Source organism: Shinella fusca, from assembly GCF_014203155.1.
GTDB lineage: Bacteria > Pseudomonadota > Alphaproteobacteria > Rhizobiales > Rhizobiaceae > Shinella > Shinella fusca.
Map to the genome: position 1 here is coordinate 357,235 of NZ_JACHIK010000003.1, position 14,585 is coordinate 371,819.

General features: G+C 61.2%; 23 protein-coding genes. 18 read left to right on the forward strand and 5 right to left on the reverse strand.

Going from position 1 to position 14,585, the window contains the following annotated elements; translation table 11 throughout:
• Positions 1 to 54 precede the first annotated feature (54 nt).
• Together HNQ66_RS06240 and HNQ66_RS06245 are read right to left on the reverse strand one after the other, a co-directional pair.
• Positions 55 to 780, reverse strand: a complete 726-nt coding sequence (locus HNQ66_RS06240) for a PopZ family protein (RefSeq protein ID WP_184141943.1) — start codon at positions 778 to 780, stop codon at positions 55 to 57.
• A gap of 226 nt (positions 781 to 1,006) precedes the next feature.
• Entirely contained in the window at positions 1,007 to 1,657 is a 651-nt protein-coding gene (locus HNQ66_RS06245; protein ID WP_184142253.1) for a methyltransferase domain-containing protein, read from the reverse strand.
• Positions 1,658 to 1,930: 273 nt separating this feature from the next.
• Here HNQ66_RS06245 and exbB point away from each other — a divergent pair, with 273 nt between their 5' ends.
• Together exbB and exbD are read left to right on the forward strand one after the other, a co-directional pair.
• Positions 1,931 to 2,893 carry a tonB-system energizer ExbB gene (gene exbB / locus HNQ66_RS06250; protein ID WP_343059442.1) on the forward strand — a complete coding sequence of 321 codons (963 nt, stop codon included), beginning with the start codon at positions 1,931 to 1,933 and terminating at the stop codon, positions 2,891 to 2,893.
• Positions 2,894 to 2,897: 4 nt separating this feature from the next.
• The gene (gene exbD / locus HNQ66_RS06255) at positions 2,898 to 3,329 is read left to right on the forward strand and encodes a TonB system transport protein ExbD (protein ID WP_184141947.1); all 432 of its coding nucleotides are present in this window, start codon (positions 2,898 to 2,900) and stop codon (positions 3,327 to 3,329) included.
• Positions 3,330 to 3,521: 192 nt separating this feature from the next.
• Here exbD and HNQ66_RS06260 read toward each other — a convergent pair whose 3' ends face one another.
• Both HNQ66_RS06260 and HNQ66_RS06265 read right to left on the reverse strand, forming a co-directional pair.
• Positions 3,522 to 4,694: a tyrosine-type recombinase/integrase gene (locus HNQ66_RS06260; protein ID WP_184141949.1), complete on the reverse strand. Its 1,173-nt coding sequence runs from the start codon at positions 4,692 to 4,694 to the stop codon at positions 3,522 to 3,524.
• Positions 4,694 to 5,296, reverse strand: a complete 603-nt coding sequence (locus HNQ66_RS06265) for an Arc family DNA-binding protein (protein WP_184141950.1) — start codon at positions 5,294 to 5,296, stop codon at positions 4,694 to 4,696. The genes HNQ66_RS06260 and HNQ66_RS06265 overlap by 1 nt, the downstream gene beginning before the upstream one ends.
• A gap of 102 nt (positions 5,297 to 5,398) precedes the next feature.
• Between HNQ66_RS06265 and HNQ66_RS06270 the strand changes: the two genes are divergently transcribed.
• From HNQ66_RS06270 to HNQ66_RS06305, 8 genes are read left to right on the forward strand one after another with little or no spacing between them, the layout of a single operon-like run.
• Positions 5,399 to 5,587 carry a MerR family transcriptional regulator gene (locus HNQ66_RS06270; protein WP_184141952.1) on the forward strand — a complete coding sequence of 63 codons (189 nt, stop codon included), beginning with the start codon at positions 5,399 to 5,401 and terminating at the stop codon, positions 5,585 to 5,587.
• A complete protein-coding gene (locus tag HNQ66_RS06275; RefSeq protein WP_184141954.1) occupies positions 5,584 to 5,991 on the forward strand; it encodes a hypothetical protein in 408 nt (135 codons plus the stop codon). The genes HNQ66_RS06270 and HNQ66_RS06275 overlap by 4 nt, the downstream gene beginning before the upstream one ends.
• Complete coding sequence (locus HNQ66_RS06280; protein WP_184141956.1) at positions 5,988 to 6,191, forward strand: hypothetical protein; 204 nt, start codon at positions 5,988 to 5,990, stop codon at positions 6,189 to 6,191. Before HNQ66_RS06275 ends, HNQ66_RS06280 begins: the two co-directional genes overlap by 4 nt.
• Entirely contained in the window at positions 6,188 to 6,478 is a 291-nt protein-coding gene (locus HNQ66_RS06285; protein ID WP_184141958.1) for a hypothetical protein, read from the forward strand. The genes HNQ66_RS06280 and HNQ66_RS06285 overlap by 4 nt, the downstream gene beginning before the upstream one ends.
• On the forward strand, positions 6,475 to 6,762 hold the full coding sequence (locus HNQ66_RS06290) for a hypothetical protein (protein ID WP_184141960.1): 288 nt from the start codon (positions 6,475 to 6,477) through the stop codon (positions 6,760 to 6,762). The genes HNQ66_RS06285 and HNQ66_RS06290 overlap by 4 nt, the downstream gene beginning before the upstream one ends.
• On the forward strand, positions 6,759 to 6,956 hold the full coding sequence (locus tag HNQ66_RS06295; RefSeq protein ID WP_184141962.1) for a hypothetical protein: 198 nt from the start codon (positions 6,759 to 6,761) through the stop codon (positions 6,954 to 6,956). The genes HNQ66_RS06290 and HNQ66_RS06295 overlap by 4 nt, the downstream gene beginning before the upstream one ends.
• On the forward strand, positions 6,953 to 7,597 hold the full coding sequence (locus tag HNQ66_RS06300; protein ID WP_184141964.1) for a YdaU family protein: 645 nt from the start codon (positions 6,953 to 6,955) through the stop codon (positions 7,595 to 7,597). Before HNQ66_RS06295 ends, HNQ66_RS06300 begins: the two co-directional genes overlap by 4 nt.
• Positions 7,594 to 7,749 carry a hypothetical protein gene (locus HNQ66_RS06305; RefSeq protein WP_184141966.1) on the forward strand — a complete coding sequence of 52 codons (156 nt, stop codon included), beginning with the start codon at positions 7,594 to 7,596 and terminating at the stop codon, positions 7,747 to 7,749. Before HNQ66_RS06300 ends, HNQ66_RS06305 begins: the two co-directional genes overlap by 4 nt.
• 219 nt (positions 7,750 to 7,968) lie before the next feature.
• Here the strand turns inward: HNQ66_RS06305 and HNQ66_RS06310 are convergent, their stop codons facing one another.
• Positions 7,969 to 8,517, reverse strand: coding sequence for a hypothetical protein (locus tag HNQ66_RS06310; protein WP_184141968.1), 549 nt, complete (start codon positions 8,515 to 8,517; stop codon positions 7,969 to 7,971).
• A 134-nt stretch (positions 8,518 to 8,651) separates the two neighbouring features.
• On the opposite strand from HNQ66_RS06310, the gene HNQ66_RS06315 reads away from it, so the two are divergent.
• The 8 genes from HNQ66_RS06315 to HNQ66_RS06350 all read left to right on the forward strand — a co-directional run bounded on the left by HNQ66_RS06315 (position 8,652) and on the right by HNQ66_RS06350 (position 14,562).
• Positions 8,652 to 9,491: a putative phage abortive infection protein gene (locus HNQ66_RS06315; protein WP_184141970.1), complete on the forward strand. Its 840-nt coding sequence runs from the start codon at positions 8,652 to 8,654 to the stop codon at positions 9,489 to 9,491.
• Positions 9,492 to 9,630: 139 nt separating this feature from the next.
• A complete protein-coding gene (locus HNQ66_RS06320) occupies positions 9,631 to 10,311 on the forward strand; it encodes a recombinase family protein (protein WP_184141972.1) in 681 nt (226 codons plus the stop codon).
• 126 nt (positions 10,312 to 10,437) lie between these two features.
• Positions 10,438 to 10,794, forward strand: a complete 357-nt coding sequence (locus HNQ66_RS06325; protein ID WP_184141974.1) for a hypothetical protein — start codon at positions 10,438 to 10,440, stop codon at positions 10,792 to 10,794.
• Entirely contained in the window at positions 10,794 to 12,194 is a 1,401-nt protein-coding gene (locus HNQ66_RS06330) for a hypothetical protein (protein ID WP_184141976.1), read from the forward strand. The genes HNQ66_RS06325 and HNQ66_RS06330 overlap by 1 nt, the downstream gene beginning before the upstream one ends.
• Entirely contained in the window at positions 12,191 to 12,571 is a 381-nt protein-coding gene (locus HNQ66_RS06335; RefSeq protein ID WP_184141978.1) for a hypothetical protein, read from the forward strand. The genes HNQ66_RS06330 and HNQ66_RS06335 overlap by 4 nt, the downstream gene beginning before the upstream one ends.
• Positions 12,572 to 12,612: 41 nt before the next feature.
• Positions 12,613 to 13,128: a hypothetical protein gene (locus tag HNQ66_RS06340; RefSeq protein ID WP_184141980.1), complete on the forward strand. Its 516-nt coding sequence runs from the start codon at positions 12,613 to 12,615 to the stop codon at positions 13,126 to 13,128.
• 91 nt (positions 13,129 to 13,219) lie between these two features.
• Positions 13,220 to 13,882, forward strand: a complete 663-nt coding sequence (locus tag HNQ66_RS06345; protein WP_184141982.1) for a hypothetical protein — start codon at positions 13,220 to 13,222, stop codon at positions 13,880 to 13,882.
• 14 nt (positions 13,883 to 13,896) lie between these two features.
• A complete protein-coding gene (locus HNQ66_RS06350) occupies positions 13,897 to 14,562 on the forward strand; it encodes a hypothetical protein (RefSeq protein ID WP_184141984.1) in 666 nt (221 codons plus the stop codon).
• Positions 14,563 to 14,585: the final 23 nt, after the last annotated feature.

Consider the following 14,585-nt stretch of genomic DNA (forward strand, 5'->3'; position numbering starts at 1 on the left):
CCGGGGGTCCGGCGCGGCTCAAACCATCTTTTCGTTAAAGAATGGCGGCGTCGGTCAGCGGCGCGGGCCGCGCGCCACCCGTTCGATTTCCTCGCGCACCAGGCGCTCAACCAGCGTCGGCAGGTTGTCGTCGAGCCATTCCTGCAGCATCGGGCGCAGCATGTCCTCGGCGATCTCGTCGAAGGAACGGCGCGGGCCGGCATCAATTGCCTCGGCCAGCGCGCCGAAGGACTGCGCCACCCGCTCGCCGACGGCGGGGGAGACGAGTGCGGCAAGATCGCGCGCGGGGCCCGTCTCGGGCTCCGCTTCGCGCACCGGCTCGACGGCAGGCGCTGCCGCCTCGATCTTCTCTTCCGCCGGCTCGGCCGCCACGCGGTTCGCCGTCGCCGTCATGCGGGCGGTCACCAGCGGGCTGTCCTCGCGCATGGCGGGCTGGACGGGTTCCGGCAGGTCGCGGTTCGCCGCGACATGGCGCTCGGAGGCGGCGCGCACGCGCGCGGCGACATCGGCCAGCGAGGTCGCGGGCTGGCCGCCCGGGGCCGGCTCGGCGCGGGCGAGCGGCTCGAGGGCGGAGGAACGGTATTCCTCGGCCTGGAACTGTTCCGCCATGACGGGATGGTCGAGAAGGTTGGCAGGGCTCTCGGTGGTGATGTCGAAGCCCCCTTCGTCATCGGCATCGGCGGCCAGGTCCGGCTGGGCTTCGTTGTTCTCGATGATCTTGCGGATCGACGCCAGGATCTCATCCATGGACGGTTCACGCGCGACATTTGGCTGAGCCATTTCTATCCCCGTTCTCTGCGGCGCCCGCAGCGTGCCGAGACGGCAGGCCGGACATCCCGAAAACCCTAGGCGACTTCGGCGGCGAACTAAATCGCCGCGAATCATGTGTTAACAGTGATGCACAGATTTGTTTGCCCTGCCAAGGCGGGCGTTCGGCCGCCGCCATGCGAAAGGCCCGCCGCGTTTGCGCAGCGGGCCTTCTAAAACGCGAACCGCGGGAACGGTCTCAGAAAACGAATTCCTTCGCCTTGCGGAAGCCCGGCAGCGGCTTGACGGCGGTGTTGAAGACGTAGCGCTCGGAAACGTAGCCGCCGTCCTTGAGGTAGAGGCGGGCCTGCGAGGCATTGCCGTAGCCTTCCACGACGACCAGCCGGCCACCGTCGCGAAGCTGCGCGAAAAGCGCTTCCGGCACGAATTCAACCGCGCCGCCGACGAAGATCACGTCATAGGGCGCCTCGTCGGCATAGCCGGCTTCGAGATCGCCGGTCACGACGGCGACGTTGTCGTAGCCGAGGCGGGCGAGCGTTTCCGTCGCGGTTGCGGCGAGCGTCGCGTCGCTTTCCAGCGCCACGACCGAACCGGCAAGGCGCGAGAGGATCGCGGCGGCATAGCCCGCGCCGCAGCCGACTTCCAGCACCACGTCGCTGCCCCCGATCTCGGCGAGCTGGACGAGCTTTGCGAGCGGCGACGGCTCCATGAGATAGCGGCCCGGCGCGACCTGGATGTCGTTGTCGATATAGGCGAGCGGCTTTACGGCCGCCGGCACGAATTCCTCGCGCGGAACGGTCAGGAAGGCGTCGAGCACCTCGTGCGACGTCACGTCCGTCGTACGGATCTGGTTGTCCACCATCTTCGTGCGCGCTGCTTTATAGTCAATCATCTCTAGCCCTTGGGTAAGACGGGAAGGCCCGGCGCAAACCCGGCCTTCGCCGGACTGCGCCGTCCTCCTCTTAGTGCGGTTTTACGCCGGGTGTCCAGTGGCGGCGGGCGATTGCGCGCAAAAACCGCCGCCGGAAGCGGCGCAGCATTATCATGAATAAATTACTCAACATATTATTGCCTGCCCTGCCCGAAATGTCGTATTGAACGGTCAGGTTTCAGGGCCGCCCGGCGGGCTGCCGATTATAAAGACATGCAAGAGGACTATGCCGTGCCGAAACGGTCTCGACTGCTACTCCCGCTTCTCCTCCTCACGCTTGCGGCCGCCGGTGCTGCGCCGGCCCAGACGCTGGAGACCCCCTCGGTCCAGACGCAGGCCACCCAGCCGGACGCCGGCGCCGCCACGGCACAGGCGCCGGCCGACGAGACCGTTGCGGAAGAAACGACGGATCTCGACGCACTGGACGACAGTACGCCCGAAGAGCGCCAGGCCGGCCTGCCGCACGATCTTTCCCCCTGGGGCATGTTCATGGCGGCCGACATCGTCGTCAAGGGCGTGATGATCGGCCTCGCCTTCGCCTCCGTCGTCACCTGGACGGTGCTGCTCGTCAAGCTCGCCGAGCTCGGCGCGGCGCAGCGCTCGGCCGCCGGCGCCGTGCGCCGGCTCGTCGCCGCCCGCGGCCTCGAGGACGGCGAGGAAGCGCTCGGCCGCAACCGCGGCGTGACGGGCCGCATGGTGCGCGCGGCCCGCGAGGAGATGGACGTCTCCGAACCCGTGCTCGACCACGTTTCCGACGGCGGCGTGAAGGAGCGCATCGCCTCCCGCCTCACCCGCATGGAAGCCCATGCCGGCCGCCGCATGGCCAAGGGCACCGGGCTTCTGGCGACGATCGGCTCGACGGCGCCCTTCGTCGGCCTCTTCGGCACCGTCTGGGGCATCATGAACTCGTTCATCGGCATCTCGAAGGCGCAGACCACCAACCTTGCCGTCGTCGCGCCGGGCATCGCCGAAGCGCTGCTCGCCACCGCCATCGGCCTCGTCGCGGCCATCCCGGCCGTGGTGATCTACAATTTCCTCGCCCGCGCCATCACCGGCTACCGCCACACGCTTGCCGACGCCTCGGCGGCCATCGAGCGGCTGGCGAGCCGCGACCTCGACATGCGCCGCGCGGTCCGCCGCCCGGCCCAGCGCGGCGCAGAACGCCCCGCCGGCTCCGTCGTGAAGATCGGATAAGGCCATGGCAAGCAGGATCAGGGAAGGCGGCGGCGACGACCTGGAGGAGAACAGCGAGATCAACGTGACGCCGTTCATCGACGTCATCCTCGTGCTACTCATCATCTTCATGGTGGCCGCGCCGCTCGCCACCGTCGACATCAATGTCGACCTGCCTTCCTCCGTCGCCCAGCCGACCAAGCGCGAGGACAAGCCGGTCTTCATGACGCTGAAGAAGGACCTGACGGTCTCGATCGGCAACGGCACGATCGCGCGGGACGCTTTCGGCCCGGAACTCGATGCCGTCACGGAAGGCAACAAGGACACGCGCATCCTGCTGCGCGCCGACAAGGCCGTCGACTACGGGTCGGTCATGGACGTCATGAACCTGCTGCGCTCGGCCGGCTACGCCAAGATCGCCCTCGTCGGCCTCGAAGGCGCCCCCGCCGCGCAATAAGCACAAGGCGCGCCCGCGGGCGCGCCGCCTGCCGCAGCGTCAAGCACCCGAGAAGAGCGCTGCAACTTTATGATATGCAAGGAAAAGGTGGAGGCCTCGCCGAGAATCGAACTCGGGTGCAAGGATTTGCAGGCTTTGACCGGCCGTTGTTTCCACAAAAGAAAATGGCTCTGTGTCGCGTTCATGTTGCAGTCAGTCGAGCAAACTGTTCGCGGCTTGTGCTAGTTCTGTCCCGTCATCCGACCGTGGGAAGAGGTGACCGTAGGTGTCCATGGTCATCACGATTGAGGCGTGCCCCATGCGCTCCTGAACCATTTTCACCGGCAGACCGAGTCCGCCGTCTTCCTTCCGGTTGATCAGCCAAGACGCGAAGAAATGCCGTAGGGCGTGGAGACCTGTATATTTCGCGGAGACGTTTTCACCGGCGCCGACGGTAACGCCGGCCCGGATCATCGCCGGCTTCAGCCCCTTATTGACGATGTTGGTATGGGAGCGAGGTTCGCCATCGGGATTGGCAAACACGAGATCGACACCATGAGCCTGTTTCAGCTTATGTTCCTTCAGGGCGCTGATGACGACTGGCGGAACGGGGATAGTTCGAACGCCAGCCTCTGATTTTGTCGGCCCGATCTCCCTGAACTGGTCGGCGCGCTGGTGGATGCTGATCTCGCCCTTCTTGAAATCCACGTCCTGCCACCGCAGCCCGCGCAGCTCGGACGATCTCATGCCGGTGAATACGGTTGTGAGGAGCATCGGCTTCCAATGACCGTCCAGGACGCTGACGAGCGCCTTGATCTCCTCACGGGTGGGAATATCCACCCCTACCTCCAGTTTGCCCTTTTGGCGCTTCTCCTGCCGCCTGTCGCGGCCCTTCCGGCTTCCCCTGATATCTCGGACTGGATTGCGGGTCGCAAGGCCACGCTCGCCAGCGTCGGATAGGATCGAGCCGAGGGAGGTCAGCACCTTTTTCACCATTGCCGGTGATCGCCCTTCCTTCCGCATCCGGTCCTCGAAATCGCGGACGGCCGGCACGTTGAGCTTTGATAGAAGCATCTGACCAATCATCGGCACGATATGGTGCTCTAGGTGGCTCTTGCGCTGATTTATCGTCGATCGTTCAAGGCCCGCGCTTTCGCCCGAGACAATCCATAGCTTTCCGGCTTTTTCCACGGTGACGCTGGCCGAGTCGGCGACGTGCGTTCCCTCGCGAACCTCGACCGAAGCCGTTGCGGCGAAGGCATCCGCCTCTTTCTTTAGCCGGAACGTCTTGAGGCGGCGCTGACCGGCCGTGTCGAAGTAATCGACCACCCAGGCGGATTTTGCCTCTCCTTTCGGAGTCTTCCATTCCCGCTTACGGACGGACATCAGAAGGGAATTCCGTCATCATCATCACCATACGGATTTTTGATCGGGCGCTCCGCAAATTTCTCTGTTGTTCCGTTCCGCTCAAGCGATTCGACTTCTTCGAGATCAAGGTCGTCCACAGCGCTTTTCGCGGCTTCATAAGCCTCCCAGTCCTCACGTTCTTTATAATCCTTCCACAGAGCGAGAAGGCGTTTTCGTGCATCCTCTTCGAGGCCGGTAACCCTACCGGATGCTATTCCATCCAGGGTTTCCTCTACGGCAGCGGTAAAATTGTTGATGTGCTCGTCCGAGGCCCCAGTTTTAATAATTCCGAGGAGATCAGCCAAGTATTCGAGCCGTTCCGAAGCAGGCCATTGAACGGGAAACTCACGATTTAGAAGCCGCAATATTTCTTCGTTCGCTGTCCGGTCATTGCGCTCCGCGTACATCTTAATGCGTTCGCGAAGCGCGGTCGGGAGGATCAGCGGCTCCCTGAAAGATTCTTCCAGCCGCTGCACGATTTCCGCAGTCATGCTGCGCGCGTTGCGCTCAGCCTGCTGTTCAATCTGGCGCTTCAAATCCTCGGGGATACGCAGCCGAAAATGTAAATCGTCTCTTGCCATGCCTCACCAATGCCACACGAAGGTATTGACAGCAATGCCGCACGTATGCCACACACTCTCATGCCGCACCAATGACACACGGCTATTAACAGAGGATTACCAATGGATACGGCATCGGAGAAAATCGATCTTGTCTGGGGCGCTGAAGAAATCGCGAAGGTTATCGGTCGATCCGCCCGGGTCACCTTCCATCTGCTCAGCACCGGCAAGCTTCCCGCCAAGAAGGTGGGAAGCCGATGGGTCGTTGAGCGCAGTAAGCTCGTCGCGTTCTTCACGGAGGACGCGGCATGATCATCGTGCCCGCAAAAGAAAATGGCCCGGCAAGCGTTGGCGCGCTTCCGGACCTTGGTTCCATCATCCCCACGAAGGATATGAAAATGAACGAGGTAACGAATACCACGGCCGGGCCGGTTGCACCAGACCCGCTCCTCCAAACCATAAGGCTCTATCAGCGTGGGCTTTTGGACTTCAACGCGCTTGCCGTGGGCGATGTCGACTGGAGCAAGATCGCAGACGAAACCTACGGTCCTCATCTGCAAACACTCTCGGAGTGGGACACGCCGGCGGCCACGTTTGAGGGCGCCGTCGAGGCCCTTCGGATATCACTCACTGAAGAGGATGGTGTGTACGGTTGCGATGCTGCTGATCGTATGGTCAGGGCCGCATACGCATTCCTGAAGGAGGCTGCAATATGAGCACCGCTTCCAAGCTTGGCGATATCATCGATTTGCTCGCCACCGTCAGATACCTGAACGAGGCAGTCTTCATGGCCGCCTCCCACCCTGGCCTTACCAAGGATGCCACTAACGCGATCCAAGCGGTGGTCGGCGAGATGGACAGCAAATTGCTGGCCGCCGAAGAACGCGTCGAAGAAGTCATGGAGGCGCTGAAATGATCACCGTCACCAAGGAACTCATTGAAAACACCTACGACGCCGTGACGATCATGCGGCTATTCAGCCAGCGCCTTTCCGAGGGCGAGGTCCACGATAACGAAGCCAGCGAAATGTCATGGCTGCTTGGCAGCGCGAAGAGGCGGCTGGAGCCCGTCCTCTACCTGCTGGAAAAGATCGAGCACGAGCAGGAGCAGCGGACACCGGCCGAACTCGAGATCATCGACGAGTTCAACGACCTGCAGAAACGCTGGGATGCCCTCAAGGCGAAGCTGGAGGGCAAGGCATGAACGAGCCCTACATCCTCGGCCCCGATCCAGAAGGCGACTTCGCTAACCGGACGCGGGTTTCGGACGCCGCCGCTGAAATCGTCGAAGGCCTTCGCAGCTTTCTTGAGCGAGGCAGCGAGACGCTACACGACCTGCTTAAGAACTGCGCCAGCTATGAGCGCGGCTTGACCGGCGGAGAAACCGTCCTCGCGATCCAGATGGCTCTCTCGATCTATCAAATCGAGATGATCCATGAGCTGGCGGGCATGCACTATGAGCCCGACGACGGTGAGGATGACGAATGAGCATCACCACCCCTCCCGAACATCAACACTCCGCCGCGGTCGAGCAGGCCGCCCACTGGCTCGCGGATCTTCGCGAGCCTCCCCACCCCATCGTGCCGGCGCTGAAAGAGCGGTTCGGTCTCTCAGCCGTCGAGGCTTGCGAGGCGATCGCCTGGGCCGAGCGTATGCGCGTTTACCGAAAGGCACATGGATGACGCACCTACCCTGGATGCCAGTTTATGTCGGCGATGAACTGGCTGAGACTTCCCATCTCAATGCGGAAGAGTATGGCGCCTATGCGCTGCTCAAGATGCATCTGTGGCAGCATGGCCGGCTTCCGTGCGATGACGAGCGTCTGGCTCGCATAGCGAAATGCGCTGCCGAGCGGTGGGATTTCGTCAAGGAAGCAATCTGGACGCTCTTCGCCGATGACTGGCGGCATCCCCGCCTTGAAGCTCTTCGCGCGCAGTCGGAAGCGACCCACAAGAAGCGTTCGGAAGCTGGCCGACGGGGTGGGCGCCCGCGGGTTTCAGAAAAGCCGGGCTTTAGCCGGGATAAAGCCGGGCCTAAGCATCCACAACCACAACCACAACCACAATCAGATTCATATTCAGATCCAGAAGCACAGGCACAACCACATGGCTCTGCTGCTGAGGAAGATAAAAGGGATACGAATACGCGCGAGAGCATGTTCGAAGCCTATCCGGTGCCGTCGTCGCCCGCAGAAGGCAGGGCATTCCTCACGCGGCTTGGCGTTTCCCGCGCGCATATGGACGCCGCCCTAAAGATGCTGCTCGGCGGTAATCTCTCCCCCTACGAGATAGAAGGTATGATCGAAAAGCGAGGTGCGGCATGAAACAGCTTGATCTTCTCGAATGGGCAGAGCGTCGTCCCACTGCCCAAATCATCGACATCATGCCGGTCATCATCAGCAAGATCGCGGCAGAGCCTTGGCCGCCGAAGCCGAAAGACGGCGAGTTGGTGAACCTTCGGAGAAGCGTAGCATGATCACCCCCGCGCCGACCACAATGGACCTGCATACAGGCGCCACCGCCACGACGGAAAGGTATGGGCGCGACGGCCACACCCTTGTCCGGTCCGCTGCACATATGGAGGCCCTTGGCTGGGCTTTCACCCATACCCCCACCCAGGAGGCCTACAGGCGGTCGACGGGAGAGGATGCGGCGCCGGTACTTGAGCGGTATCGGCAATGGGTGAAGGAAAACGTTATAGGGTCGGCTTAACGGCCGACGAGCCATCGCCTCGTGAGGCTACACCCGGGATGGCATATTCAAGCTGCAGATCGAGGCGCCCGAGCCTAACAATCTCGTCTCTAGCGCTGACGACCAGTTGCCACTCACCATCAATTTTATCGACGAAGGAAGCATGGTCTCCATCGTCATTGCGGGAAAGAGACTGCGCGAGCGTCTTAATACGTTCGGCGACGGTTGGAGGTAGCAGCAACATTGCGGTACTGTGGGCCTCCTCAAGCTTTTTTCGCGCACCCCAATATGCGCTCCGCAGTTCTTCCTGCGTTGTGCCGCGCGGTCCCCGATCCGTTATCTCCTGATCCTCCCACTCGCCCAGAACATTCAGGAGAGTTCCCAGCGCAGTGGTCAGATCGGAATAGGCCCCAAGCCTTCGCTCCCAATGTTTTTCATCTTTGTAGCGGCGCAGCGCCCACTTAACCGCCCGCCAAGTGATGAACAACGCGCCTGCAAACTGGAGAAGAAGCTTCAACGCTTCGAAAATTATGTTCGACCAGGTCAATTCCATGGCTCAAGTCCCCGCCGCTCCATTCGCCCTTTCAGGGGGTACACCCAGTTGCCGCTGGCGGCCTTCCCGAACAGATATTGAGCACATTGTGAGCCCGGCAGGCAATTCGAAATATCGCCTTTAGGTTGATTCCAATGTATACCCCGAAGAAACTTGATGGGGTGAAAATGCGCGTACCTGTAAACTTGGCACTGATTGTCATAGGCGCCTGGCTCCTCTGGACAATGCTCCACTTGGCACTCGCTCGATGGGGTTTCGAGGTGGACATGGCGGTGCTCGGGCAGTGGGGCGACTCGTTTGGCGCCCTTAATGCTGCTTTCTCCGCGGCTGCAGTGATCGGCGTCATTGCGACACTGCGATTGCAGTCAACCGAGATAGCCACACAGCAAAGAGAGATTGAGCGGCAGAATGAACGCCTTGTGCGAGCCGACAGAAACGGGCGGCTGCAGCAGTTCGAAGCCACGTTCTTCCAGCTTTTCGCTCTCTTCCGAGAACTCAGGGATAAAGTGAAATTCGGGGTGAACGACGATGGCGATCCTCTTTACGGGCGAGAGGCTTTCGAGGTCGCGTTCAACGAGATGAAATCGTTTCTCGCCAAACATGCGCTCTACTCGAATGAGCCTGAACCAGAGATGGGGGAAGTCATCGAGCGCTTCTATCGTGATGACATTCACAGGAGATCGGAAGGATCGCTTGGTCCTTATTTTCGGGTCTTGTACACTGTGCTCCGTCGTGTCTCAGAGAACGATGATCTCTCAGATGACGAGAAAGCACGGTACGGCAACTTGGTCCGCAGCCAAATGAGTAGTGCTGAAATTTCGTTGACCGCTGCCAATGCCTTAACAAAAGATTCAGGAAATTTTCGCGTGTTCGTCGAGGAGTTTCGACTTCTTAAGTACCTCCCTAAAGGAACCCTGTATCGCATTTGGCTCGAGGGGATCTATCCCGCCAAAACGTTCGAAGCGAGGGATTAGGTGTTGGGCGACGAAAACGATTGGGCGGTAATCAATTTTGTCCACGAAGCCGTCTTTTCAATGACTTGACTGTCACAATCAACGTTGACATTTGACACGGCCATGAGAATATCCAGTGGCAACCGCTGGAGAGCAGGCCATGGCCGACAAGCTGCGATATGTCATCTACACCCGCGTCTCGACCGAGGATCAGGGCAAGTCAGGGCTCGGCCTTGAGGCACAGGAGCGAGACATCGCCATCTTCCTCGAGAAGTTCTCCGCGGTCCCGTTCGAGATCATGGGCCGGTACCAGGACGTTCAGAGCGGTGGAGACGACAGCCGGCCCGAACTCGACAAGGCGCTGGCCATCGTCCGAAAGAGCGGTGCCGAGCTCCTGGTCGCAAAGCTCGATCGCCTCAGCCGAAAGGTCTCGTTCATCGCCACGCTCATGGACGACAAGCGGGTACGGCTCCGGGTGGCCTCAATGCCCTTTGCCGATAAGTTTCAACTGCATATCTATGCCGCCCTCGCCGAGCAGGAGCGTACGTTCATCAGCGAGCGGACAAAGGCGGCGCTGAGGATGGCCAAGGAGCGAGGTGTTAAGCTCGGAGGCATGAGGGACGCCACCGGTGCCCGAAACGCCGCTGTACAGGCCCGTGCGAGCCGAGAGGCCTCAAAGCTGATGAAGATTATCGGTCCGCTGCACGATGCCGGGACGTCCCTGCAGAAGATCGCCGCAACTCTCGACGAGCAGGGTATCGGAACGTCCCGGGGCGGCCGATGGACGGCAAAGCAGGTCTCTCGCGTGCTAGACCGGGCGAAATCCTCACTCGATGCATGAACAACGAAGCACAAGCATCTGACATATATTGAAAAACATCCCTGATACGGTGTATTTATAGACCGTGTCGTTTCGGTCGTATTTCGTTTCCCGGCGGCAACCCTTCCAGTCGGAGATGAAAAGCAAATGGGCGACATAGGGCCGTACTCGAATCCAGATGCCATCGCGAAGCTCGACAGACGCACCAAGGAAGCACGCCTGTTGCGAAAGGTGCGTGACGATCTTCACGATCACCTCGGCGGCAACCTCACCGTGACACAGAAAGCCATGGTGGAGCGCGCGGCGATGTTGACCCTGCACATCTCCCTGATGGACGCGAAGGCGCTGGAAGGAGACGGCCTGACGGAGCGTGACAGCCGGCAGTATCTGGCCTGGAACAACGCTCTGATGAAGGTGCTGAAGGCCATGGGCACCGAAAAGCCCAAGGCCAAGCCATCGGCCCCGAGCCTGAGGGACTTCATCGGCGGCGGAGTGGCCGCTTGATGAACATCCTGCAGGCCTGCAAGGAACCGCAGCTCTTCGGTCCTTGGTTCAAGAACCGTGAGAACTACGAGGCATGGTTCGCCTTTCTGGCCGCACTCTTCGGCCTGCCCATGACCGACGAGCAGCTGGCAATCTATCGAAGGCACACAGGCAGGCAGGAGCCGCCCACAGAGGCCTCCAGCGAGGCGTGGCTCATCATCGGCCGTCGAGGCGGGAAATCCTTCGTATCCTCCCTGGTGGCCGTTTATCTGGCCTGCTTCTTCGACTATGAGCAGTATCTGGCGCCGGGCGAGCGCGGCACGGTTATGATCGTGGCTGCTGACAAGAAGCAGGCCCGGGTGATCCTCCGCTATATCGGCGCGATGTTGACGAAGATCCCTATGCTGCAGGCGATGATGCTCAAGCCGGAGGTGACGGCGAACGGCATCGACCTCAGCAACTCGGTCTCGATCGAGGTCGGCACGGCATCGTTCCGATCGACCCGTGGTTACACCTACGTCGCCTTGCTGGCCGACGAGATTGCTTTCTGGCGAACCGACGATGCCGCCGAGCCGGACTTTGAGGTCCTGGACGCCATCCGTCCGGGCATGGCCACCATTCCGAACGCCATGATGCTCTGCATGTCCTCGCCATACGCCAAGAAGGGCGCGCTCTATGACGCGTTCCGGCGTTACTGGGGCAAGGATGGCGAGCCTTTGGTATGGAAGGCTGCCACGCGAGAGATGAACCCCACCGTGGCGCAGTCGGTTGTCGACCGGGCGATAGCGCGAGATCCTGCGAAAGCGTCGGCAGAGTACGGCGCCGACTTCCGAAACGACATTGAGAGCTTCGTATCGCGCGAGGCAGTTGAGGCGTGTGTTTCACTGAATGTCAGGGAGCGCGCGCCGGTCGCCGGCCAGAAGTATTTTGCGTTCGTGGATCCGTCGGGCGGATCGGCAGACAGCATGACCCTCGCCATCGCTCATGCGGAGAGGAGTTCCGCCATGCTGGATGTCATTCGAGAGGTCAAACCTCCGTTCAGCCCCGAGGCCACGGTGAAGGACTTCGCAGACCTGTTGAAGCAGTATCGGGTATCGAGCCTCCTGGGCGACCGATATGCCGGTGAATGGCCCGTGGAGCAGTTTCACAAGCACGGCATCCGCTATGAGCAGGCCGCAAAGCCGAAATCCGACCTCTACAAGGATCTCCTTCCCCTCATCAACTCGAGCGAAGTCGATCTGCTCGATCATCCTACCCTCACCAACCAGCTATGCGGACTGGAGAGGCGGACAGCACGTGGAGGACGTGATTCCATCGACCATGCGCCCGGTGCGCACGATGACGTTGCGAACGCCGTCGCCGGCGTGCTGACACAGGCTCGCACCCGCCGATCGACCTATACCTTGGAGCACATCAGATGAAGCAGATGGCCGAGGTGGCGTCCAACGCCCCGCTTCTCCTCGTAGACGACCTCGCGCGCGGCCGGGACGAGCATGGTCGTCCGGTGCCGGTGCCGATGCTGCCCTCGGAGGTGATCCGCATCGAGACGGCCATGTACCTAGCGGGGGTTTCGGACAAGACGATAAGGGATTGGGCGCACCGAGACGGGATCGGCCGGCAGGCCGGGAAGCATTCGCCCCTGCAGGTTTCGGCCCCGGCGTTGCTGATGAAGATCGACGGTCAGGCGGCAACGCTTGAGCGCTTCCGGGCAGGCGAGCGGGAGCATCCTGCCGTGGCCTTCTACCTCAAGAGGTCCATTGCCGTGCTCGGCGCGCTTGCCCGTGGAGAGGGGCGGTGAACGCGCTTTTGCGACGGCACGCTCTCGGATAAGGTTGCTGGATGGATTGTGGCACCTTCATCACTGAAAAGCTGGCCGGCGGGTTGTGGCATGCGACCAAGCCCGAGTATTTCAAGCGAATTGTCGCCGATGGTTTCATACAGGTGGAGCCGGACCTACCTGACAGCGAGCGGTGGGGCGCGAGCCAGGGGCCGGACCTGTATCCGTATGTTCGGCATATAGGCGGGTTCAGCCTATTTGACTTCCCGGCCCACTTCGACGTCGATGCCTACCGGCGGCGGTGCCCGATTTCTTCCATTGACGAATTGATACCGTTTCGCCGCGTGATCGGCGGCGCTGTCTGGATACAGATCGACCGTGAAGCTACACGAAGGTCCGTCATAGGTGGTGTGGAGACATGGAAGCGCCTGGAGGCGGAAGGCGCGTACCGGCATAGGCTGATGCCGTACATCGAGGCCGCGCACATCGGCGACATGCCATTGTCTTCTGCAGTCGCAGCTTACTTGGTCGGCGCTGGCGATGAGGATTGGCGGCAGGTGTACCCGAACATGCTGTAAAACCGGCACATAGTTCCACATACTTCCAAATTCCTCCAGTACCGGGGCGCGCTGCGCTGTGGTCTGATCGGTCTCAACAAAGGAGACCGACATGGCAAAGGAAGCCGGGAAAGTCATTTCCCTTCGTGAAGAGATCGGGCAGGCGCGTAGCCTCGATGACCGGATCGCCGACGCATTCGACAGTGAGATGACTGCGGCTGCCCTCGCCGAGCTTCTGCGAGAGGTAGAGGAGACCAGCGAGGCAGCGAAGGCAGAAAGCAAGGCCGCCGGTACGCTTGCACTCGATCCCCGCCTCCGTCCCGCTGACGTCGCCGATGCTCGACAGACGATGCAGGACGCCGATTTCCGAAGCACTCGCCTCGACGTAGCTGCGGAGCAACTGACGACGCTGCACGAGGCCGCCCAGCGTCGTGAGGCTGCAGCGGCTCGAGCCGCTGAATATGTCGCCGCCAAGGCTGAGCGCGATCAGCTCGTAAAGGATCTTGCTGCCTACGAAACCCACGCGGCGGCGATTGTTGATCTACTTGAACGTGTTTCTCGCAACCAATCTCGCCTGAAGAAGGCGAACGCCGCGCGCGATGCTGAAGAATGGATATTCAGCGCCGAGATGATTGCCAGAGGCGCGGAACGAGAGTTCGGCATCACCATCGACACCCGGCTCCCCGATCTTTGCAGGGCAGTGAAGCTACCGCGGTTCAAGAAGGATCCGGATAGCATTCACGGCTACGTGTGGCCGCCGAAGTCCGCTTTGTGATCAGGAGGATCAACATGTTTTTCAATCGCGATAAGTCCACCGAGCCGCGTACCGGGTTGACCGATGCGAAGAAGGCCCAGATCAACGCCGTGGTGAAGTCCTGGGGCCAAGTGAAGGTCGCGGGACGCACTCCGACCTATGACGGCACCGAGCCGCCCGTCCAACTCCTCTCCAAGGAAGAGCTGGATTACTTCCTCCAGGCCATGGAGCAGGAGGCGGCCCGCATCGATGCCGAAGCGACCGAGCTGAGCAAGCGCCGGCTGGCCGAAATCGCCGAGAAGGATGCACAGATTGCTTCCCTCAATCGGGAGATCGAGGCAACGCGCGAGCGTGTCAATGCACAGGGGCTTGAAGTCCAGCGCCGTGCAGATGCTCGCGCCAAGCTCCTCGCGGTGGTTCGGAAGATCGAGCCGAACCTTGATGCGTCCAAGATCACCAAGGACGCCGATATCCGCCGCGAGGTAGTGCGCCGCAGGTTCGGTGACGCCGCAGTCGATGGCCGGTCGGAGGCTTATGTCGACGAGCGCTTTGAATCGCTGGAGGCCCGCGTCAACGTCGATCCATTCGCCGCTGTGATGAAGGATCATGGCCGCACGCCAGCTCCCGGCACTCGGGAGGCAGCGGATAAGGCGTGGCAAAACATGGTCGATGACCTCACCAGCTATCACAGGAAACACTGATCCGGATCGGCCCCGGCCGGGCG